22 protein-coding genes are annotated in these 21368 nt (G+C 39.6%); 10 read left to right on the forward strand and 12 right to left on the reverse strand.

Annotation, left to right across the window (positions count from 1 at the left end):
* The first annotated feature begins 3 nt into the window (after positions 1–3).
* The 6 genes from ACYQ3A_RS09175 to ACYQ3A_RS09200 all read left to right on the forward strand — a co-directional run bounded on the left by ACYQ3A_RS09175 (position 4) and on the right by ACYQ3A_RS09200 (position 4203).
* Positions 4–945, forward strand: coding sequence for an MJ1477/TM1410 family putative glycoside hydrolase (locus tag ACYQ3A_RS09175; protein ID WP_459897019.1), 942 nt, complete (start codon positions 4–6; stop codon positions 943–945).
* 118 nt (positions 946–1063) lie between these two features.
* Positions 1064–2323, forward strand: a complete 1260-nt coding sequence (gene ahcY, locus ACYQ3A_RS09180; protein ID WP_459897020.1) for an adenosylhomocysteinase — start codon at positions 1064–1066, stop codon at positions 2321–2323.
* Positions 2323–2676 (forward strand): phosphoribosyl-AMP cyclohydrolase, encoded by a 354-nt coding sequence (gene hisI, locus ACYQ3A_RS09185; protein ID WP_459897021.1) that lies wholly within the window; start codon positions 2323–2325, stop codon positions 2674–2676. The genes ahcY and hisI overlap by 1 nt, the downstream gene beginning before the upstream one ends.
* Positions 2669–2959 carry a phosphoribosyl-ATP diphosphatase gene (gene hisE, locus ACYQ3A_RS09190; protein ID WP_459897022.1) on the forward strand — a complete coding sequence of 97 codons (291 nt, stop codon included), beginning with the start codon at positions 2669–2671 and terminating at the stop codon, positions 2957–2959. Before hisI ends, hisE begins: the two co-directional genes overlap by 8 nt.
* A 26-nt stretch (positions 2960–2985) precedes the next feature.
* Positions 2986–3315, forward strand: a complete 330-nt coding sequence (locus ACYQ3A_RS09195; RefSeq protein ID WP_459897023.1) for a PocR ligand-binding domain-containing protein — start codon at positions 2986–2988, stop codon at positions 3313–3315.
* 171 nt (positions 3316–3486) lie between these two features.
* Entirely contained in the window at positions 3487–4203 is a 717-nt protein-coding gene (locus tag ACYQ3A_RS09200; RefSeq protein WP_459897024.1) for a GGDEF domain-containing protein, read from the forward strand.
* Between the two features lie 5 nt (positions 4204–4208).
* Here the strand turns inward: ACYQ3A_RS09200 and ACYQ3A_RS09205 are convergent, their stop codons facing one another.
* Positions 4209–4553 (reverse strand): histidine triad nucleotide-binding protein, encoded by a 345-nt coding sequence (locus ACYQ3A_RS09205; protein ID WP_459897025.1) that lies wholly within the window; start codon positions 4551–4553, stop codon positions 4209–4211.
* Positions 4554–4562: 9 nt separating this feature from the next.
* Positions 4563–5804 carry a penicillin-binding transpeptidase domain-containing protein gene (locus tag ACYQ3A_RS09210; protein WP_459897026.1) on the reverse strand — a complete coding sequence of 414 codons (1242 nt, stop codon included), beginning with the start codon at positions 5802–5804 and terminating at the stop codon, positions 4563–4565.
* Positions 5805–5871: 67 nt separating this feature from the next.
* Here ACYQ3A_RS09210 and ACYQ3A_RS09215 point away from each other — a divergent pair, with 67 nt between their 5' ends.
* Genes ACYQ3A_RS09215 through mnmH form a run of 3 tightly spaced genes read left to right on the forward strand, consistent with a single transcriptional unit; the run spans position 5872 to position 8648 of the window.
* Positions 5872–6930 (forward strand): DNA double-strand break repair nuclease NurA, encoded by a 1059-nt coding sequence (locus ACYQ3A_RS09215; RefSeq protein ID WP_459897027.1) that lies wholly within the window; start codon positions 5872–5874, stop codon positions 6928–6930.
* Positions 6920–7639, forward strand: a complete 720-nt coding sequence (locus ACYQ3A_RS09220) for a class I SAM-dependent methyltransferase (protein WP_459897028.1) — start codon at positions 6920–6922, stop codon at positions 7637–7639. Before ACYQ3A_RS09215 ends, ACYQ3A_RS09220 begins: the two co-directional genes overlap by 11 nt.
* Positions 7611–8648: a tRNA 2-selenouridine(34) synthase MnmH gene (gene mnmH / locus ACYQ3A_RS09225; RefSeq protein ID WP_459897029.1), complete on the forward strand. Its 1038-nt coding sequence runs from the start codon at positions 7611–7613 to the stop codon at positions 8646–8648. Before ACYQ3A_RS09220 ends, mnmH begins: the two co-directional genes overlap by 29 nt.
* Here mnmH and ACYQ3A_RS09230 read toward each other — a convergent pair.
* From ACYQ3A_RS09230 to ACYQ3A_RS09275, 10 genes are all read right to left on the reverse strand, one after another.
* Entirely contained in the window at positions 8616–9929 is a 1314-nt protein-coding gene (locus ACYQ3A_RS09230) for a GGDEF domain-containing protein (RefSeq protein ID WP_459897030.1), read from the reverse strand. The two genes, mnmH and ACYQ3A_RS09230, sit on opposite strands and share 33 nt — an antisense overlap.
* Positions 9930–10193: 264 nt before the next feature.
* Complete coding sequence (locus ACYQ3A_RS09235) at positions 10194–10541, reverse strand: DUF6394 family protein (protein ID WP_459897031.1); 348 nt, start codon at positions 10539–10541, stop codon at positions 10194–10196.
* Positions 10528–11673, reverse strand: coding sequence for a potassium channel family protein (locus ACYQ3A_RS09240; RefSeq protein WP_459897032.1), 1146 nt, complete (start codon positions 11671–11673; stop codon positions 10528–10530). Before ACYQ3A_RS09240 ends, ACYQ3A_RS09235 begins: the two co-directional genes overlap by 14 nt.
* Positions 11670–12788 carry a pyridoxal phosphate-dependent aminotransferase gene (locus tag ACYQ3A_RS09245; RefSeq protein ID WP_459897033.1) on the reverse strand — a complete coding sequence of 373 codons (1119 nt, stop codon included), beginning with the start codon at positions 12786–12788 and terminating at the stop codon, positions 11670–11672. The genes ACYQ3A_RS09240 and ACYQ3A_RS09245 overlap by 4 nt, the downstream gene beginning before the upstream one ends.
* Positions 12724–14073, reverse strand: a complete 1350-nt coding sequence (gene mtaB / locus ACYQ3A_RS09250) for a tRNA (N(6)-L-threonylcarbamoyladenosine(37)-C(2))-methylthiotransferase MtaB (protein WP_459897034.1) — start codon at positions 14071–14073, stop codon at positions 12724–12726. The genes ACYQ3A_RS09245 and mtaB overlap by 65 nt, the downstream gene beginning before the upstream one ends.
* 39 nt (positions 14074–14112) lie before the next feature.
* Positions 14113–15012 carry an ArsA family ATPase gene (locus ACYQ3A_RS09255; RefSeq protein WP_459897035.1) on the reverse strand — a complete coding sequence of 300 codons (900 nt, stop codon included), beginning with the start codon at positions 15010–15012 and terminating at the stop codon, positions 14113–14115.
* Entirely contained in the window at positions 15013–15279 is a 267-nt protein-coding gene (locus ACYQ3A_RS09260; protein ID WP_459897036.1) for a DUF7990 family protein, read from the reverse strand.
* Entirely contained in the window at positions 15257–16942 is a 1686-nt protein-coding gene (locus tag ACYQ3A_RS09265) for a carbon starvation CstA family protein (protein ID WP_459897037.1), read from the reverse strand. Before ACYQ3A_RS09265 ends, ACYQ3A_RS09260 begins: the two co-directional genes overlap by 23 nt.
* Before the next feature lie 40 nt (positions 16943–16982).
* A complete protein-coding gene (locus ACYQ3A_RS09270; RefSeq protein WP_459897038.1) occupies positions 16983–20183 on the reverse strand; it encodes a BadF/BadG/BcrA/BcrD ATPase family protein in 3201 nt (1066 codons plus the stop codon).
* The gene (locus tag ACYQ3A_RS09275; RefSeq protein WP_459897039.1) at positions 20180–20761 is read right to left on the reverse strand and encodes a TetR/AcrR family transcriptional regulator; all 582 of its coding nucleotides are present in this window, start codon (positions 20759–20761) and stop codon (positions 20180–20182) included. Before ACYQ3A_RS09275 ends, ACYQ3A_RS09270 begins: the two co-directional genes overlap by 4 nt.
* A gap of 81 nt (positions 20762–20842) precedes the next feature.
* Between ACYQ3A_RS09275 and ACYQ3A_RS09280 the strand changes: the two genes are divergently transcribed.
* Complete coding sequence (locus ACYQ3A_RS09280; protein ID WP_459897040.1) at positions 20843–21367, forward strand: hypothetical protein; 525 nt, start codon at positions 20843–20845, stop codon at positions 21365–21367.
* Position 21368: the final 1 nt, after the last annotated feature.

Raw genomic sequence — 21368 nt, forward strand, 5'->3', positions numbered from 1 at the left:
AGGATGAGAAGATATCTTTCTCTCGTAATTTTCATTCTTTTTGTAGGTTGTGGTGGGGGAAGCAGTAATGAAGATTACACATCTTCTCTGAAGGTGAGAAGCTGGGCTTATCAGCTCCAGAATGCAACTCTTGAAGAAATAGTTGAAGCCAACTTTGACCTTGTTGTAATGGACTATTCAAGGGATGGAAGTGAAGAAGGAGAGTACTCCTTTCAGGAAATAGAGACCATAAAAACTTCAGGAGTAATCCCTATCGCTTATCTGAGCATTGGAGAAGCTGAAGACTATCGGTTTTACTGGAATGAAACATGGGACACCAATCCTCCTGACTGGCTTGGAGAAGAGAACCCTGAGTGGAAAGGGAACTACGCAGTAAAGTACTGGAACCCAGAATGGAAAGAGATAGTTTTCAGTTACATTGATAGAATAGCAAATCAGGGTTTTTCAGGTCTTTACCTTGATAAGATTGATGAGTTTGAATACTGGGCTGAGGAAGAAAGCTTAACCGAAAACGAAACTGCTCAAGAGATGATAAAGTTTATTGAAGAAATAGCAGATTACTGCCGACAAAAAATAAAAAACTGCTACATAATTCCACAAAATGGAGAAAGGTTACTGGAGTTTGATAATAAGGAAGCTTTGGTTTCCGTTGTATCTGGATGGGCTGTTGAAGACCTTTTCTACAATGGAACTGAACCTGCAACGGAAGATGAGATCAATGAGAGAACTCATTACCTTGATAGAGTGCAATCTAAGGGGAAACCGATTTTTTCTGTTGATTACGTTGACGATGGAAGCGGTTATGCAGGTGAGAACCTTCAAAGGATTAGGGATTACTTAAAAAAGGCAAGAGAAAAGGGTTACATACCCTATGCCGCCCGTTCTGATAGAAACCTTGATGAGCTTGTTATCCTTCCGGAAACGGTATGGGAAAGTGATAATTAAGGGACAACCAACTCTACATAATACTGTTTGTTATTAATATTCCTCTCAACCAACACCCCTTACCAATCTGGTAGAATTCTCCAACCTATCCAGTTAAATCCGGCTTTAAGGAGGAAATATGGAATACCATGTTAAAGATCTTTCATTAGCCGATATAGGAAAAGACAGAATCGAATGGGCAGAAATGGATATGCTTGTTTTGAGAAAGGAGATAAGAGAAAGATTTATTGAAGAAAAACCTCTAAAGGGAATAAGGATTGGAGCCTGTCTCCACGTTACAACCGAAACTGCAAACCTAATGAGAACTTTAAAAGAAGGAGGAGCTGAAGTATTCCTTTGTGCTTCAAATCCTCTCTCCACACAGGACGATGTAGCAGCAGCCCTTGTAAAACATTACGACATTCCCGTATTTGCCATTAAAGGAGAAGATGAAGAAACCTACTACCAGCACATAGAAGCAGTTCTATCTAAAAAGCCCCACATAACCATGGATGACGGTGCAGACCTCATCTCAACCCTTCATAAAAACCATCCAGAACTCATAGAAAATGTTATCGGCGGGACAGAAGAGACAACAACTGGAGTTATAAGGCTTAAAGCAATGGCAAAAGATGGAGCTTTAAAGTATCCCGTAATTGCAGTAAACGAAGCACTTACAAAGCACCTTTTTGATAACAGATATGGAACTGGACAGTCAACAATAGATGGAATTTTGAGGGCAACAAATAGACTTCTCTCTGGATCGGTCTTTGTAGTTGCAGGTTACGGCTGGTGTGGTAAAGGTGTTGCAATGAGAGCAAAGGGAATGGGAGCAGAAGTTATTGTAACAGAGGTTGATCCAATAAAAGCCATTGAAGCAAGAATGGATGGCTTTAGGGTAATGCCTATGTCTGAAGCTGCAAAGCTGGGAGATATCTTCTGTACAGTTACTGGAAACATAAACGTAATCAGGGAAGAGCACTTTAAAGTAATGAAAGATGGAGCAATAGTTTCAAACTCTGGACACTTCAACGTTGAAATAGACATCCCGGCTCTTGAGAGAATGGCAGTTAAGAAAAGGAAAGTTAGGGATTTTGTTGATGAATACACTCTGGAAGATGGAAGAAGGATTTATCTCCTTGCTGAAGGAAGGCTTGTGAACCTCTCTGCAGCAGAGGGACATCCAGCTTCTGTTATGGATATGAGCTTTGCAAATCAAGCACTCTCTGCTGAATATCTTGTAAAAGAGGGAAGAGATTTAAGACCAGACGTTTATGTTGTTCCTGGGCACATAGACAGACATGTTGCAGAGCTCAAACTGAAAGCAATGGGAATAGAAATTGATGAACTAACTCCTGAACAGATTGAATATCTCAACTCCTGGGAGATGGGAACGTAATGTTGAAGGTAGATAAAAGTCTTCTGAACAAAATAGACTTTGAAAAAGGGGACGGTCTTGTCCCCGTTGTAACACAGGATACAAGTACCAAAAAGGTTTTAATGGTAGCATACGTAAATAAAGAGGCGTTAGAAAAGACCCTCGAAACAGGATTTGCCCATTACTATTCCCGTTCCAGAAAAAAGCTCTGGAAGAAGGGTGAAACCTCAGGACATGTTCAAAAAATAATAAACGTTTATATTGACTGCGACGGAGATACGCTGCTTTATGAGGTTGAACAGACAGGTGTTGCGTGTCATACAGGAGAGTACAGCTGTTTCTTTAGAAAACTGGCGGAGAGAGAAAATGAGTGAATTCTGTGAGGTTGTAGAAAAACTTTACAAAATCATAGAGAAAAGGAAGGAAGAACTCCCTGAGAATTCATACACAACAAAACTATTTAAAAAGGGAGAAGACAAAATCCTACAGAAAGTTGGAGAAGAAGCAGTAGAAACAATCTTAGCCCTCAAATCCGAGAGCAGAGAACATGCAATTTACGAAACGGCAGACCTTATCTATCATCTCCTTGTTGCTCTTGTAAACAAGGGTATAACCTTGGAAGAAATAGGCAACGAGCTTGCAAGGAGAATGAAGTAAGTTCTGAACCCAATTCTGGAATTTGAATGAAAATTGGAAAACTTGAGGACTTTATCTCTGTTGAGGAAACGGGTAGACTTCTCCAGAAGTTTGCAACCCCTCTAAATGCATCTTCCATGGTGTGGGATGAGGAAGGGAATCTAAGATTTGTCGACTTTGTTACTCCTTTCTGTGAAGAAGTTTATAGCTGTTTTCCCGAAAAGTGCGAAGCCGACAGAAAAGAGAGATTCGAAAGGGCAAAAAGGGAGAAGAAGCCTTTTCTTTATCAGTGTTTTGCTCAGAAACTTAACTATGTAATACCACTAATAGTAAAAATAAACAACGATGTCTATTTCCTGGGGGTTGCAGGCGGATGACAAGGACTGAAAAGACTCTCCCGGAGGGAGATTAAAGAAATTGAAAATTTAGCAGACTTAGCAAGTGTAGATAGAAGAAAACTCCTAAAACTTGCAAGAGAAGATTTCGATTTCGGATGCCGGAGAAGGGAAAAAGTTCTTCCCAAGGACCTATCAAGGTTCAAACATCTCTTGCTCCAATCTGAGCTCTTTTTAAGGGCATTCAGACGGAGAATAGAGATAAAGAGAACGGATTTAGCAGAAGATTTCATTTCCATTCTTGACAGAATTGAAGAACTCACAGCTGGTATTCTAGCAAAGAGAAAATTCATAGGTAAAAAGAAAAATTTGAAGTTTATATTTGATGCATTAAATGATCTGGCGGACTCTATAAACTTCAGCATGAAAGTAATAGTACCTTCAAGGTTAAGGTACTACGCGTTTAGAGATCAACTTACCGATGTCTTTAATAGACACTATCTAAGAGAAAAGATAAATGAGTTCTACAACCACCCAGAGGAATTTCCTGTCGGAATCATATTTGTTGATCTGGACGATCTAAAATACATCAACGACAACTTTGGCCATCATGTAGGTGACCTTTACATAACCCAGGCAGCAGAAATTTTAAAGAATTCCGTAAGGGAAAAGGACTACATATTCAGGTTTGGAGGAGACGAGTTCCTTATATTAATCCCAAATGCTGATGAAACCCTGATAGAAAACCTTGTTTTAAGAATCAACAAAAATCTCAAAGAGCACAATAGATCAAGAAGTTTAAAGTCTCCGCTGGGCCTTTCGATCGGCACTACCTTATGGAGAAATCCTTCGGAACCATTCTCAAAAATAATACAAAGGGCAGACGAAGATATGTACAAAAACAAAGAAGGAAAGAAAAACAATAATTAACTTAATCACTTATTACAGATCATAGGTCCTAAAGGTTTTCCTGCAAACAAGTGATAGTGGATATGATAAATCTCCTGACCTCCATCTCTGTTGCAGTTAATTAATATTCTATAGCCCTTTTCAGCGAATCCCATATCCTGAGCTATTTTCTTGGCAACTAAGAAAATGTGTCCTATTAACTCTTTATGTTTCTTTTCAAGATCGTTTAAGGTTGGAATATGTTCTTTTGGAACTATTAAAATGTGTACAGGAGCCTGAGGGTTGATATCGTAGAAAGCTATTACGAGATCATCTTCATAAACCACCTTAGCTGGAAGTTCTTTATTCACTATTCTGCAGAAAATACACATCTCTTCCTCCTACTTCCTCGCGTATTCACCATTAAGTTTAACAAAATTCATGGATGCCACAGCACCCAGTTCGTAACCTGATACGTAATACTTGCTACCATTAACTGCAAGGGAAGAAAAAGCCACTCTTTTACCATCATACTCCATAAACCCTGTAAACCACTCACACCTCCCTTCTGGATACGTCAACTCGGATAGCGTTCCGCTCTTTCCACCGATTACCAATTGAGGATATTTTCTTTTTAACATTCTAAAAAACTTTCTGTCAGAGACTGTCCCGTACTTTACGGTTAAGATCATCATACTTCTTATCTTTTCTGCTGTTAATGGGGAGATAACCCTGCTTAACTCTTCCCTTTTAAATGAAAAGAGCAAATTACCCTTTGAATCGTAAACTTTTTCAACAAGAGACGGTTTTAACATAACACCATTATTTACTACGGTAAGAGCCATTAAAGCCTCATGAAAAGGACTAATCCTTGTTTCTCCCAGACCGGCTGCCATTAAAGCAAGATCATACCCATCAAGAGGCTCTCTAAGGATTCCCCACGGAAATCCATAATCTGGCCTGTTAAATCCAAACTTTTGAGCAAATTTAATAAGCTTCTCTTTTCCAATAAGCCTTCCCAGATTCCCAAAAAAAGGATTGGAAGAATAAGCAAAAGAGTTTCTAAGGTTTCTCTTTACTTTGTAGCGGCTATTCAACCACACAGATGGAGAACAGGAATCGTCATGACCACCACAGAAAAAGGAAGTATCAAGGTCAGCAATTCCTGTCTCCAGAGCTGCTGCGGCAGTTACAATTTTAAAGGTTGACGCTGCCGGAAAGGTTTTTTTAAACGTAAGATCTGGATAATCAAGACTTGAGACGGCTGCAAGGACTTTTCCATTGGAAGCATCAATTGCTACATAAGCTCCATACTTCACTTTAAATCGTTTAAATTCTTCCTCGATACGGTTCTGAAACTGAGGATCTATAGTGAAAATTACAGTCAGATCTTTATCTCGATAAACATATCTTCCATTTTCTTCCGTAGCCTGTTTGAAAAGAGAATACTGGTAAGAGAAATCGTTTAAAAGCTTATTGAGCTTTCCATGAAATATCTTTTTCTCTTCTTCCTCTTTTTTCTCTTTTTTCTCGAAGGTAATAGAAGTACTGTTACTTTTTTTCTCATCCGAATCCTTGTATACTACAAATCCGAAAAGAGTAAGCAATAAGATGAAACCTATTAGAATCTGAACTTTTCTCATGCTTTTACCTCCTTATGGAGCAATATAATATAAGCTTTTAGAGAGATCGGAGCATTCTGGAGGTATTGTGAGTATTAAAAGATTTCTTATTGAAACAGCTTACCGGAAAAGAGGAAGCTTGACAGTTTCAAATCAGGAAATTAAAAGGTTTCAGGAAGCCGCAAAGGAGATATGGAACTCTTTTGATCCGCAACCAGAAATTCCCGATTTTGTCTCTGCAGTGGATGGAAGTAGAAACAGAAAGGAGTTTGCAGGTTACATCCTCTATGCTGTAGGTGCAGGTTCCGTTATTTTTAGAGATGGCAGAGAAACAGGAGAAGAAAATTACCTTGTGGATGTGGATATTTTGAAGCCTGAAGAGTATTCCGACGCAAGACTCCGAATACTCATGGGAATCCTGGAAGTTAAAGAAACTTTGAGGTCTGCTGAAGGTGTATCTTACCTCTTTGTTGACGGCTCAATAATCGGTTCGGTGATAAGACCTGCTGTGTTTTCCTACGAAATAGAAACAGAAATTAAAGAAAAGGTTGAAAAGCTATTCAATGAGCTCTCTCAGAACTTCTCACTGACTGAAATCAATTCAAAAAAGTTCTATAAGAGAATAGAAAAATTTGCTTCAGGAAAGAACTTTCCTGTAGCAGCTGGCTATTTAGAGTATCTGGAGTATCTCTACTCAATCTACCTGCTGCTCCAAGATTTTTCTGGAAAAATAGTTGCGATTTCAAAACGTTCAGATTCGAGAAACTACGTTCTTGATACTGTTCTTCCTGATATTGCAGTTCTTAATTTCGTAAATCTCCCTGTTGGTTACAGTGAACCTGTTAATTTGGAAATTCATAGAGAGAAGAAATTCAAATTTCCGCAACTATTTGAGGAAAAGCTGAGAAAATTTACCTTCAAATCTTACTTTGTTAAACTGCCAAGGGGAAAGAGCGTTTACAAGATAGAAAGTCAAATGGAACCAGAAGATCTGTTTCCCATTTTAAAACATTTTGCAGTAAAAGGCTATCCTTACCCCCTTAAAGCAATCCACGAAAAAGTGAAAATTTCCAAAAGCGATATGGATGACATTATTTCTACACTAAAAATAAGAGGTATTACAGGGAGGGAAGCTCTTGGAGAATAGAAATCTTTTTTCAGGTAAGAAAGCAAAGGAGTACGACCGTTTTTTTGAGACAGCTTATGGCAGAACAATTTTTGAGCTCGAGAAAGAATCACTGTTGAAGGTTTTAAACAGGAAGGAGACATTACTGGAAGTTGGATGCGGAACAGGTATATGGATGGAAACTTTAAAAAGAGAAGGTTTTAATGAACCCATAGGGCTTGACATTTCAAGGGATATGCTAAAGATTGCCCGGGAAAAAGGCCTAAGAAAACTTGTTCTTGGTAATGCCGAAAATTTACCTTTTAAGCCAAACTCTGTTGACGCAACTCTCTTTATAACAAGTCTGGAATTCATGAAAAACAGAAGAAAAGCTTTCTTAGAAGCAGTTAGAGTTTCAAGAAAGTCCGTAGTTGTTGCTTTTTTTAACAGATATTCTGTTCTCTCACTTTATAGATCCTTACGTTCCTTATACAGAAAATCTGTTTATAAAGCGACTAACTTTTTAACTATTGATGAAGTGAAACAACTGGCAAGATATGCCAGAGAGATCTTAAAAGATAAAATTATTGCAGCGGATAAAATCCATTCAACTTTGAATTTAACCATAGATGGATTTATAAACAGAAAATTGGAAGAAGCAATTGGATTTAACAGCCCCTTTGGAGGATTTACTGTAATAAAGTTCTATATTAGAGACCGCCATGGAACTGGTAAAAGAGATAACGGTTGAAGAGGCTCTAAAAAAGGGTTTCACATTTGTGGACGTCAGGACGGCAGAGGAGTTCGAGGAGTTTCACATACCTGGTGCTTTGAACATTTCACTTTTTACAAAGGAAGAAAGAGAAAAGATTTCAAAAATCTACTACTCAAAGGGAGAGAAAGAGGCAAGACTTTACGCTCTCGAGCTTGTGGGACCAAAACTTCACGGAATAGTTAGAGAAATAAAGGGAATAAAAGATAGGCATAAAAACGTTGTCATTTACTGCTGGCGCGGAGGAATGAGAAGCCTTTCAGTTGCTGCAATCTGCAACGTAGCAGGTGTTCATGTTTCAAGACTTCATGGTGGTTACAGAGCTTTCAGACAGTACATTTTAAGAAGACTTGAGGAAATATGCCAAAAAGTAAATTTGGTTATCCTTTACGGTCCTACAGGCGTTGGAAAGACGAGAATTCTCAGGAAACTCAAGGAAGAAGGGTATCCCGTCATCGACCTGGAAGGTCTGGCAGGCCATAGGGGGTCTGTTTTTGGAGGAATAGGCTTAGAACAACCTTCACAGAAAATGTTTGACTCTCTGCTCTGGCTTGAACTTGAAAAGCTTAAAGGTTCTCCTTACATCCTTATTGAAGGTGAAAGTAAAAAAATCGGAAGACTTTTCATACCCGAACCTTTTTGGAAAGCGATGGAAAAGGGAAGGAAAATTCAGCTAACAATGCCATTGATAGAGAGAGTAAAGATCTCAATGGAAGATTATGGAGTTAATGAATTTCCACCAGAAACCTATCTCGAGGCACTTGAGAGGATAAGAAAGATACTCGGTGATGAAAGGTACAGAAGATTAAGAGAACTTATAAAAGCTAAAAGCTATAAGGAAGCTGTCAAAGAGCTGATGATCAACTACTATGATAAACTTTACAGCCGATCGATTCCTGAAGTGGAAAAAACAATAGAAGCAAGAGATATAGATGATGCAATAAGGAAATTGAAATCAGTACTTAACAACCAGGTTCTTTCCAGCTGATTTTGCTTTGTATAGCGCTTTATCAGCAAAATCTATAAGTTCTTCAATATTTACATCCTTCTTGTCTGTAGGATAGAACACATGATAGCCAATGCTCACAGTTACTGGTATTTCCTGTCCTTCATAGGTAAATGCATAGTTTTCTATGAGACGTCTTATTCTCTCAAAAACCTCTTTCGCTTCATTTTTGTCGGCATCATAAAGCACTATGAGTATTTCTTCTCCACCGAACCTTACAGCTAAATCGTTTTTTCTAATGTTCTCTTTAACGATTTCCGCAATCTTTCTGAGAATGTAATCACCGACAAGATGACCGTATGTATCGTTAATTCTTTTAAAGTTGTCTATATCTAACATACCTATAGCTACTGGCTTGCTTTTCCTCTTAGCGAGCTTAATAATTTCTCTTAATCTTTTGAGACCAAACCTTCTGTTGTAAAGTCTTGTAAGGGGATCTATAATGGATTCTTTTTTCAATAGCTCGTATGCATAAGCGTTTCTAAAAGCCTGAGCCATAGAATGCCTTACTCGTCTGTAAAATAGAATTTCCAGTCCTTTGATTCTCTCCGTTTTTCCTACAATTACTGCTCCTTTCCAGGTTTCAGTTACAAGAGGTATTACACAGACAGACTTTAAATGGAATTTTCCTGGAAACTTAACTATTACTTCATCCATGTTCAGGACTTTTACTTTATCGCTTTCAATAATTTCTTTAAGACCTTCAGGAGAAAGAGGTTCAAAATTCACAGAATAGATTAATTCTATCTCCCCTCTATTCTGGGAGTAAAAAGAAGCAGCTATTACTCCAAACTTGTCATACAAAAATCTATATATTTTTGAAGCAAGAACATTACCTTCCAGCGTCTTTCCAAATATATCGTTTATTTCATTTTGATATTGATCAAGAAGCTCATCTTGATATATTGCGTTGAGGAAGTACATAAATTCATTAGAAAACTCTGAAATGAAATCTTCCCCCTTCACATCAACTTCCACGTTTTCAAGTAGGATTTTCATCTCTTCCACCTTTCCGGCCTTCTTAGCTTTCCTCAACCTTGAAAGAAGATTTGTAAGTGAATTAAAGTAGTCTTTAAGATCTCCTTCAACCAAAGCAAAGTATATGAAGAGACCTAAAATGAAGTTAGAAAGAAGAGATGTGGTAAACTCTAAGTACCCTAACTCAAAGGAGGGATTAATGGACTTCAGAGCTAAGGGGGTGAGAAGTCCTGAAAGTGTTGCCATTAACACAATGTTTCGTAGAAGTTTCTTCTTAATTTCCATCTAAATTCTCCTTTATATCTATACCAAAAAACTTCCCTCAATGTCAGCAGGCAAAGAGTCTCAATGCAAAATCTCAGTTGAAATTCTTCAATTTGTTCAAAAACGGTAGTCTGTAATAAAGATGTTTTAATCATCATTCTCAAGAATCCCTTTGGTGAATACTCATCCACTTTTCCACTTAACTAACCCTAGCTACTGAGATTCTTCGGACTTCGTCCTCAGAATGACCACAAATAGCATCTTAACGATGGACTACCCCAAATTTTACCACCAGGTTTCTTCTTTTGCCTCTAAAACAGTCTCGATAATTACAATAATTACAGAAAAAACATTAGCTACCAAAGCTCCCCATGCAAGCGCTTCAACAAGAGTCATTCTTGCTCCAAGCTCGTAAAATATCAGTGCTGGTATTAAGTGTAGATCTGCTGCCAGGCTCGTTGCAAGGAGCTCTGCGCTCAAAGTTTTCTTACTTCCAAGTTTCAGTATGGTTGCTATAAGGTTAAAGACAACAGAAGCAATAAGTTCGTAAGGATCTCCATCATAGACAAACCCAACCGTTGTTGTCAGGGACATCATTATGAAAAAAGCAGTTCCAACTTTACCCCAGTCCATGGAGTCTCTCCTTTATCTTCTTTTTAAGCATTGCACTCCTTGAAGTTACTTTCCCTTTTAAAAGTATTTTTATCGCTTCTTCCAATCTCCTCTTAGGCGCCACAACAACAAGTATATCAAGAGGTTCTACTACAACATCCCCTCCAGGCGTGAATATTACTTTACCATCCGATTTTTTAACTGCAACAACAGTTATCCCAAAGCGCTTTCTCAGGTCAATATCCCTAAGGGTCTTTCCAGCTATTGGTGAATCTGGTTGAACAACAAGCTCCTCAATATCTATGTAGGTATGTTCTCCAAATAGAATCTCCTCAAGAAGTGACTTTTCACCAAATATCGGAGGCTTCCTTGCAAGGATTGCCACTCTTTTTGAGATGATTGAAGGAATTGTCTCCACATAATCTGCACCAACAAGTTTCAGTTTTTCCTTGAATTCTTCCTTTTTCGCAAGAGCAAGTATAAAGAAAGGGGATATTTCATTTTTCGTCACAACATTCTTCAAAGTTAGGGTTATGGCAAGATTTCTGTAATCATCCATCGTGGCAACGATCGCTCCAACAGCCTTCTCAATACCCGCCAAGTAGAGGGTGTTTTCATCTGCAGGGTCAAGTTGCAGGTAATAGTTAATTTCATGCTCCTTTGCAAACTCCTCCAGATTGTCCGATACATCCACAACAACAACAGGAATTCTGTAGTGTTTCATTTCTTTTATCAGGTGAAGAACGTAATCATTCATCCCAAAAATTATGTAGTGTCCCTTCAAAGCAGAGATGTCTGAAACCATCTTTCTGAACCTCAGAATTTTTTTAACCTCTCCAGAGGTTACAATGTTTATAAGAACAGCTATAGAATACCCCATTACGCTGCCGACCCCAAGGGTCATGACAAATAGATTAAAGATTCTTGCCTTTGCATCCATATCCCACATTTCACCGTAACCGATGGTGGTTACGGTAAGAATTGTCATGTAAAAAGCTTTCAGAAGATCAACCCCTGAAATTATCATATATCCAATAGTTGAAACCATTATGGCTATGAGACCGACAATTAGAGGAGCCCGGAATTTCATCAGGATTTCAAGAATTCTTTCCTGACCGTACTTGGCAGGGATTCTTTTCTCTATCCTTTTCAACTACCCTCCCTCAAGAACCTATAAAGTCTCTCAAGCCCCTCTTCGATGTTCTTCTCATCAGTACAGAAGGAAAACCTAACAAATCTGTCGGTTCCATTATAACCAAAGTCCTTACCCGGCGTTATCGCCACTCCTGTTTTCTCCAGAACTTCGAATGCAAAAGAGTAACTATCATCTGTAAACTTTGAAACATCAGCAAATATGTAAAAAGCCCCTTCAGGCTCAACAGGTATTCTAAAACCGATTTCTTTCAATCCCTGAAGCATCAAATCCCTTCTTCTTTTAAAGATTTCCACATTTCTTTCCAGCTCTGATAGACACTCTTCCTCAAAACAAACAAGAGCTCCATACTGAGAAAGAGTTGGAGGAGAGATAGCAATATTCTGAAGAACTGCTGTCATATCTTCTACCATCCATTCAGGTACAACAGCCCAACCGAGTCTCCATCCAGTCATCAGAAAGAACTTTGAAAAACCGTTTACGACAACAGCTTCGGTAGTTATTTCAAGAACTGATGGTGCCTTTCCTGAATAGACAAGACCGTGGTATATTTCATCTGAAACAAGGAAAACCTTTTCTGACAGTTTTCTTAACTCCTTCTTAGAGTAAATCACTCCTGTTGGATTCGACGGAGAGTTGAGAATGAGTACTTCCGTTTTTACATCCCTGAGAGAAATCTTGAATCCACTTTCCGGATTTACAGGTATGGAGACACTTTCAAGGTTCAAAAACCTTAACATGTTCTTGTAACAGGGATATCCGGGATCTGTGTAGCTGACCTTTCCTACCTTTTCCGAAACCACCTTCAAAACGGACAGAAGTCCGGGAGAGCTCCCCGGTGTTATGATGACCTGATCGGGTGAAATGTTTATACTGTAAGCCTTCTCATAATATTCCGCTATTTTTTCCTTTAGCAGTCTAATTCCTGTACTTTCGGTGTACTTCAGCTCAACAGTTTTTACGACTTCTATCGCTCTTCTTTTTATAATTTCTGGAACGGGAAGGTCAGGCTCTCCAATCTCAAAGTGGATTACATTTCTTCCTGCCTTTTCAAGGTCTTTTGCCCGTTCCAACACCTTCATTACATAAAACGGCTCTATTAATAACTTCCCCATAATTTTCCTCTCTCTTCTCTCCAACCTCCTTTAGCCTTACATCTACAACCTCTCCCGGCTTCAGCTCCTCATCAACAACCATTCTTATGTAGTTGCCACTTAAAACAACCGATTTCCCATCTTCTAAGCTTGATAGTACTAAGGAATCAAGCTCTTTACCGATAAACCGCTTTCTGTAAGAAATACTCTTCTCCTTACCAATCTCTCTCAATATCGCTGCTCTTTCTTTCTTCTCCAGAGAAGAGACAGAATCCTTCATCTGAGATGCAACAGTACCCTTCCTCGGAGAGTAGGGGAAAACATGAAGATATCCAAAAGGAATTTCCTCTATAAGTCTTTTAGTCGCTTCAAAGTCCTCCTTTGTTTCACCGGGAAATCCAACCATAACATCTGTTCCTATGCAGATATCAGGATTTTTGGAGAGTATCTTTTCAATAACCTCCCTAAACTCTTTTCCGGTGTACCTTCTCCTCATTAGGTTCAAAATCCTGTCACTTCCACTCTGAAGCGGTATGTGAAGGTGTGGAGCAACTTTTGAAGAGGAGGTAACTACTTCTATGAGCTCATCGGTAAATTCAATAGGCTCAACCGAACTAATTCTCAGCCTGTACAGTCCCGGAACCTCAAGAATTTTCTCTATCAGTTTTGCAAGATTGATATCTTCATCAAGATCCAATCCATAACCTCCAAGGTGTGTACCGGTAAGAACTATCTCCTTGTAACCAGCATCAACCAACTCCTTAACCTGCTCTAAAACCTTCTCCGGGTTTTCACTGAGCATTCTTCCCCTTGCTTTTGGAATAATACAGTAGGAACAGAAAAGTTCACACCCTTGCTGAACCTTAAGAAATGCTCTCGTTTTCCCTTCATAGTGTCTGATTGTCAGAGGATAGAACCGCTTTTCTTTCCAGACTCCTTTTAGATAGAGTCTCGGGATTTCTCCTTTTAGCCTCTTCTCAACTATGTCAACAATCTGGAACTTCTCAACATTTCCAGTTATCAGGTCAACTTCTTTTACATCTTCCACATCGAAAGGATAGACCTCTGAGTAACAACCTGTGGCAACGACTAATGCCTCAGGATTCTGGTGTTTCGCCTTTCTTAGTGCTTTTCTGGACTTTGCATCTGCAACAGAAGTAACTGTACAGGTGTTAACAACGTATATATCTGCTTTTTCTGAGAAATCAACAATTTCATAACCATGCTTTCTGAATTGTTCCTCCATATAGGCAGTCTCGTGGAAATTCATCTTGCATCCAAAGGTACAAAAAGCCACTCTTTTCATAAGCCTTCCTTTTTAAAAATAGTTCTCAATAAATATAGTCTATGTAAGTTGAGATAGAAGCTCCTCACCTAAGAGTCTTAATCGCTCTATTCCAATTGGTTCTTTTTCTTTTTCCCGAACGAAGATTATTCTCTTCCCTGAGAAGGCTTTTCTTACTTTTTCAACTTCTCCTCTGAATCTGTTAAAAACGACCAGCTCAACTTCAATTCCTGAAGCTTCCAGCTCATCAACCGTCTTTTTTGCAATCTGAATGGGTAGAACGTCAGGGCTGACAACGATTCCAAAGAGAGTTTTTCCACGGTTGAGGAGGACACCTCTCAACGTCTCAATCTGTTCCTTTCTCTTCACAAGAACTGAGAGAACAGTATCCTGAGAATAAACCTCCTCAAGCTTTCTTTTATCCTCAAGATCTGAATAGAAGTGAAGCTTTAGAGCCTCTTTTCGTAAATCTATAAGCCGATGAAGCCATCTGTTTAAAAGGGATGGAAGAGAAACTAACCTCAAGGTGTAACCAGAAGGAGCTGTATCAAAAACTATTCTGTCGTAACTTTTTTCAGATTCTGAGATGATCCTGTGGATAACATCAAGAATCGCCAGTTCAAAGGCTCCTGGAGAGTAGTAGGCAAGGTCTATTTGATCTTTTATCTCCTCCAAAATTACAGGACTCACCACCTTTTCTGCTTCTTTCTTCACTCTATGGAGATAACTCTTCATCTCAGATTCAACGTCAATTTCAACTGCAAAGAGGTTTTCAGAAACTTTCTTGACCTTTCCACCGACTTCCACATCAAGAGCAAGGGAAAGAGAGTGGGCTGGATCAAGGGAAACAAGAAGCGTTCTTAATCTCCTCTCAGACAGGGCAACGGCAAGGGCTGAAGAAATTGTAGTCTTTCCAACCCCTCCCTTTCCAGAGAAGAAATAGAACTTTCGGTTTAACATTTAAGGTTCTCCAATTTCACCAAGGACCCTACTTATGACGCTTTTCCTGTCAGCCATCCGCCTGTTCCAGCCTTCAAGATCTTCTGCAATATAGGGAAGTATTTCCACCATGTAGTAGTACATCGGATTGGGCATCCCAAGCCTTTCGCTAAGAACAACTGTAAGCAGATTATCGTTGAGGCTTTTAGCTTTTGCCTCAAGTTTATCTGTAGATGAATCTACAAGAGCTCCTTTGAAAAAGAATTTAAGACTCTTTAAGAACTTCACTCTTTTCCTCTTCTTTTAGCTTCTTCAGAGATATTCCTCCCTCGTAGAAGATCCAGAAAGCGAGGAAGATCTGAACAAGCGCTGCAATTCCGATAACCGTAAACTTCCATTTCATAAAGAGCATAATAAGAGACCAGATTGTAATTACAGCCATGAAGAGAGCAGGAATCCCTGGAATAAACCAGTACTTCTCTTTCCCCGTCTTTATTAACCATATCATGATGACAAAGAGGGCAAGAGCTGCAATCAGCTGATTTGTAGCACCGAAAACTGGCCAGAGAGCCTTCCAGACAGGAAGAACCTTATGTGTAACTGGATCTTCATACTTCATGAAGACCAGAAAACCGGGAATTATGAGTGAAACGAGAGTCGCAACGTATCTGTTCTTCACTCCTGTGAGCTCTGTAAAGACGTATCTTGCAAGCCTTGTACCTGTATCTGTGCTTGTCAGAACAAAAGAAGAAAGGGCAAGCATTCCAAAAGCCATTCCAACCGTTTCAGGAATTCCAAAGACACTTAAAAACTTTCCAATTCCCTCACCGTAAATGGCGGCAACGTTCTTTTTGAGGATTTCAAATTCAGATTGAGAAAGAACAACTACAAAGATGATAGACATAACAGCAACGATACCCTCTAAAAGCATTGCTCCATAGCCAACTTTCACAGCATCTGTTTCCTTATCAAGTTGTTTAGATGTGGTTCCAGAACCCACGAGAGAGTGAAATCCAGAGATTGAACCACATGCTATTACAACAAAAAGAAGTGGAACAAGAGGTCCAATGTCTGAATTGAATCCCATAAATGCTGGAATGTTCATATCCACTTTTCCAAAGGAGAGTATTATTCCAAGTCCTGCACCTAAAACCGCACCATAGAGAAGAAAACTTGAAAGGTAATCCCTGGGCTGAAGGAGAATCCAGACAGGTGTAACTGAAGCAATAGCAACGTAAAGAATCAAAATAACGTTCCATACATTTGGTGGCAGATGAGTCGGAAAGAGCTGACCAATGTAAACCGCAAAGTAAACGAGAACTACAAAGATCGCCGTTGTTATTCCCAGATTTTTCTTCCTGTGATAGACAATAAACCCAAAAAGAATGGCTAAGAATATGTAAAGAATTGCTGAAGTTGCTACCCCACCACCAATCGGCAGCATCTCAACAACTTTACCATTCTCAATGATAGGAATCTTAGCACTGAAAGTAACTTGAGCAACGTTTATAAAGACTGCGACGACATAGAGAAGTGCAAGCCAGATGAAGAGCTTAAATATCGTTCCAGCCCTTTTGGTGAGATACATTCCACCGATTTCAGCTATGGACTTTGCCTTGTTTCTGATTGAAGCCACAAGGGCGCTCATATCGTGGACACCACCTATGAAAATGTTCCCTATTAGAACCCACAAGAAAGCTGGAAGCCATCCCCAGGAAGAAGCTGCAGTTATGGGACCTACAATAGGACCAGCACCTGCAATTGAGGAAAAGTGATGTCCAAGGAGAACGGGAGCTGGAGCAGGAACGTAATCAACGCCATCCCTCATGGTGTGGGCTGGGGTTTTGTTGTTGTCATCAAGATTGAAAACCTTCTTGCTCAGGAACTTTCCATAAGTAACGTAAGCTATAACAGATATAGCAATGGCTATGAGAAAAAGAATTGTTACCATTCCTTTCCTCCAAAGAAAATTTCAAACCTAATTATAAGAGTTAAACAGCCTGAGCTGTTTCTACTCCGTTCCTCTTTTTGATTCGTTGTTTCAGGAAGTAGTCTATGGTTTCTACCCTGATCTTTATAGAACCAGCAGGACGGTTCTCGTCTATCTCGTGGAATGTGAAATAAGGAGTTCCGCTCTCTTCCATGATTTCTTCAATTAAAGAGTAGATTGGTGCATCGTGACCACACCTGAAGCTTGATAAGTCAAGGACTGCAAGGTTTGGATGACCTGCTGCGTAAAGAGCTCCCCAGACCTTCCTGTTTGTATTTTCGCTGTAAGCTTTCTTCCAGACATCTCTTATACTGAACGGATCTCTGCCTTTGAAAACTTTCTTCAAAAATTCCTCTTTAATTGGAAGTGATTCAATAGTAAGGATTGGATAGCCTCTCTTCTGGAGCTCTTCCAAAATTCCGTGGTTTATTCCAGGATCGTTGTGATAAGGCCTTCCAAGAACCAAAATACCAATCCTGTTTTCTACCTCTATTTTTCTCAGAATCTTCTCGCCAAGACTTCTCATCTCGTTTTGATAGTAGCTTAGAGCTTTAAAGCCCTCTTCAATAGCTCTTTTGTTCTCTCCCTTTGTGAGATCCAGAATTTCTCTGAAAGCTTCATACATTTCATATTCAAGGAGTTCTTTGTCGTGAAAGTGGAGTATTGGATCTAAGAATTCAATTTCCTTCTCATTGAAGATATCTTTTTCCTTTGTCAAAACAGCTTTTATAGAGATCGGAGTACCGGTTACTGTCGGACAGGCGTGAGAGCCTTCGGCATCTTTGAAAAAGGAAATGAGTGTTGCAACCTTCGGGAAGAATATAACATTAGGTTTTTTCTTAATCAGATTGTTGATATGGGCAAGAACAACTTTGCTCGGAAAACATGGGTCAATTGCTCCACCCTTCAACTCTTCTCTAATAAGCTTTTCTGACGTGTAGTCTGAGAAGACAAAGTTTTTAACACCCAAAGATTCAAGATAACCTCTGAAAAACGGCATGAGGGAATAGAAATTAAGAACTCTTGGAATTCCAAATTTCAGGGACTTTCGCCTCTCTATCACACTTTTTCTTGAGATAATTCCAAACTTCTTGATTTCATAGACCTTTTCAACTGGATAGCTTTCAAAAACTTTTTTCGCAGATATCTCCTGAAGGTTTGGATTCTCTTTCTTGATCTGATTCAGCTTCTTAACAACTTCTTTCACGTCCTCAAGCTCTGTGACAGTTCCCTTTTCGCATGGAGCAATGATGTACCTTTTCATACCTCTATGAAGGTTAACGTGGATAAACGTTCTCTGACATCTGTTCGTACAGAAGTGGCACCTTGTTGTTTCATCGCTCTTAACCTGAAAGTCAAGGTTCTCAAGAGCATCTAGCCCTATGAAGTCAGTTCTTCCTGAATACTCCCTCATCGCCTCAACGGCTGCACCAAAAGCTCCAGCCTCTCCCGTTATCGGATGGACAAAGATTTCAGCATCTGGAACTCTCTCTTTTATGAAGTCGTGCTGTGCTTTCACTGCTGCAAGGTTTCTCTGAGTTCCACCCTGAAGGAGAAACCTTCTCCCCAATTTTCGTAAGTTTGGCTCTTTAACAACGTATAGCCAGATGTTCTTCGGCAGAACTTTTGCAAGCCCTGCCATTATCTCATGGGACTGCCAACCAAGTCTCTGGAAGTTGACAATGTCCTGTTCTAAAAAGACTGCACATCCAAAGTTAAACTTAGGAACGTACTCAGCCTTAAAGGCAACATCTGCAAAGTCTTCAACCCTATAACCAAACCGTTCGGCAGTTGACTGAAGAAAGTAGCCATTTCCTGCAGAACACTGGGTATTGAGCTTGAAATCCTTAACCTCACCGTTTTTCATTACCATTACTTTTATATCCTGACCGCCAACGTCAACAATTACATCAACTTCGTCAAAGAAGTGTTTTGCAGAGATCGTATGGGCAACGGTTTCAACAACTGCAACGTCTGCTCCAATCGTTTCCTTTAACATTTCTTTCGCATATCCCGTAACGCCGACAGAGAAAATTTGGAGCTCTGCACCACCTCTTTCCACCTGGTCTCTAAGCTGTTTAACAACCTTTTTTACATCTTTAAGAGGATTTCCACCAGAGAGAGTATAGGCGGTTGCAAGAAGTTCTCCCTTTTCATCTATCAAAACAGCTTTTGTTGAGGTTGAACCGCCATCTATTCCAAGAAAAGCCCTTACTTTCTCCCCTCTCTTAAACTCTTTTGGTTTAAAAGGCTGCACGCCATACTTTCTCCTGAACTCCTCTAAGTTTTCACCCGGCTTTAAAAGTCCTCTCTCCCCAGTCTTTGCCTTCAAAATGGTTATCGAGCGTTTTGAAAACGCTAAGAGTCCATCCTTTCCCCTGTAGGGACTCTCCTCATACTCAGCAAAAAGGGCAGAACCAAGAGCTGCATAGTACTGGGAGTTCTCCGGAAGCAGAACACTTCCAGTATTAAACTGGATTTCTTTTTCTTTCCACAGCTTTTCAAGATGGTATCTCCACGCCTCTACAAGAGCAGGGAAAAAGGTGTTGGGTCCTCCAAGGAGAAGAACAACTGGACGCAAAGTGTATCCTCTTGTAAGAACCGAAAGGTTCTGAATGACTATTGCGTTAAAAAGAGAGATCAAAAGCTCGTCTGCTGGAACACCGGCCTTCTGGAGACTGTTTATATCGGTTTCTGCAAAGACTCCACACTTTGCAGCAACTGGATGAACTTTATCAGGGTCAAAATGTATAGAAGAAGCTACATCAAGAGGAATTTTCAGTTTGGAAACAATTCTGTCTATTGTAGCTCCAGTCCCACCAGCACACTTGTCGTTCATAGTGGTAACCTTCCGTTTCACACCTCCAGCATCTATCCAGAATATCATCTTTGCATCTTGTCCCCCGAGTTCTACAACTGAATTCACTTCTGGATGAAATCTCTCCACTGCAAGACTTACAGCGTTGACCTCCTGAATGAACTTTACACCCAGAGCTCTTGCAATGTCTCCTCCACCACTTCCGGTCAAGAAGAGCTGAAAATCCTTCCCTGCAATCTCTTCAAATTTCTCAAGGAGTTTCAAAACCTTCTCAGCTTGCCTTGCCTCGTGCCTTTCATAGTGCTCAAAGAGGACGTTATTCTTATCGTCTAACAGAACACCTTTAACGGTTGTAGAACCCACATCTATCCCTGCTGTTATCATTTTTCCTCCAGAAGACCTTTAAGACCAAACTGAAGAATCTCTTCAACAATCCTATCTACATCGCTTAGAATTTTTCCTTCTACAAGCTCTTTCCCAACCTCAACAAAAGCTCCCATAATGGCTGGAGCAACGATCTTTACATTGCACTCTCTAACTATTCCCATCTCTATTCCCCTTATAAGAGCTCTCTCTATGAGGAACTTTACAGAGTTGAAGAAGCTGTTTACAACTTCGTCAAACTGAGGATTTAGTTGATAGGGATGATAGAAAATCAGCTTTGCAAGGTCTCTATCCTTTACCATAAGAGTAAAGACAGATTTAAGATTTTCTCTTAACTGTTCCAGAGGACTATTTTCAGGAAGAACTTTCAAACATGATGAAATTTCGTCAACAAGCTTTTCTAAAACTCTCTTATAGATATCATCCTTGTTTCTGAAATAGAGGTAAAAAGTCCCCCTTGCTATCCCAAGAGACTCAACAATATCTGAAACAGAAGTTCTGTAGAAACCCTTTTCCGAAAATAGTGTCTTTGCCTTTAGCAAAAGCTCTCTTTCCCTCCCCCTCTCTCTCTCTCTCATCTTCCTTTCCTCCTGAACTGACATGTCAGTTCAGTATAAAGTTATACCTGAATTGGTAAAATTTTTGAAACGGAGGTAAAAATGAAGAAGTGGTTAATTGGACTGACAATAGCACTATCAACAGTTTCCTGTGCAACAAATCAGCAAAATGCAAAGCTCAATGACCTTGAGGCGAGGATTCAGGTTCTTGAACTGAAACAGTCTGAAATCCTGAAGGAGCTTCAGACAATAGAACAGAGACTTACTCAGATAAAAGAAGAAATCCCAAAGCTCAAAGTTTCCACCAGCAACTTATATCAGGAGCTCTCACAACTGGAAGACAGAGTTTCCTATCTGGAAAATTCTCTCAAAGAAAACAGAAACTACATGCTGAAGCTGAATCAGTCCACAAAAAAAGAGATTTCAAGGTTTAGAACGGAAACCGATAAAAAAATTGATTCTTTGAACAAGGAAATAACTGCTTTAAAGCAAACGATTACACATGATAGAGAAAATCAAAATCAGAAAATTCTGGAGCTTGAAGAGAGAATCAGATTGATAGAAGAAAAGATATCAAAGCTGAGAATCCCTTCGGTGAAAATTGAAAAGGTAAAGCCAGAAAAGTAGT

The organism is Desulfurobacterium crinifex (assembly GCF_054656775.1).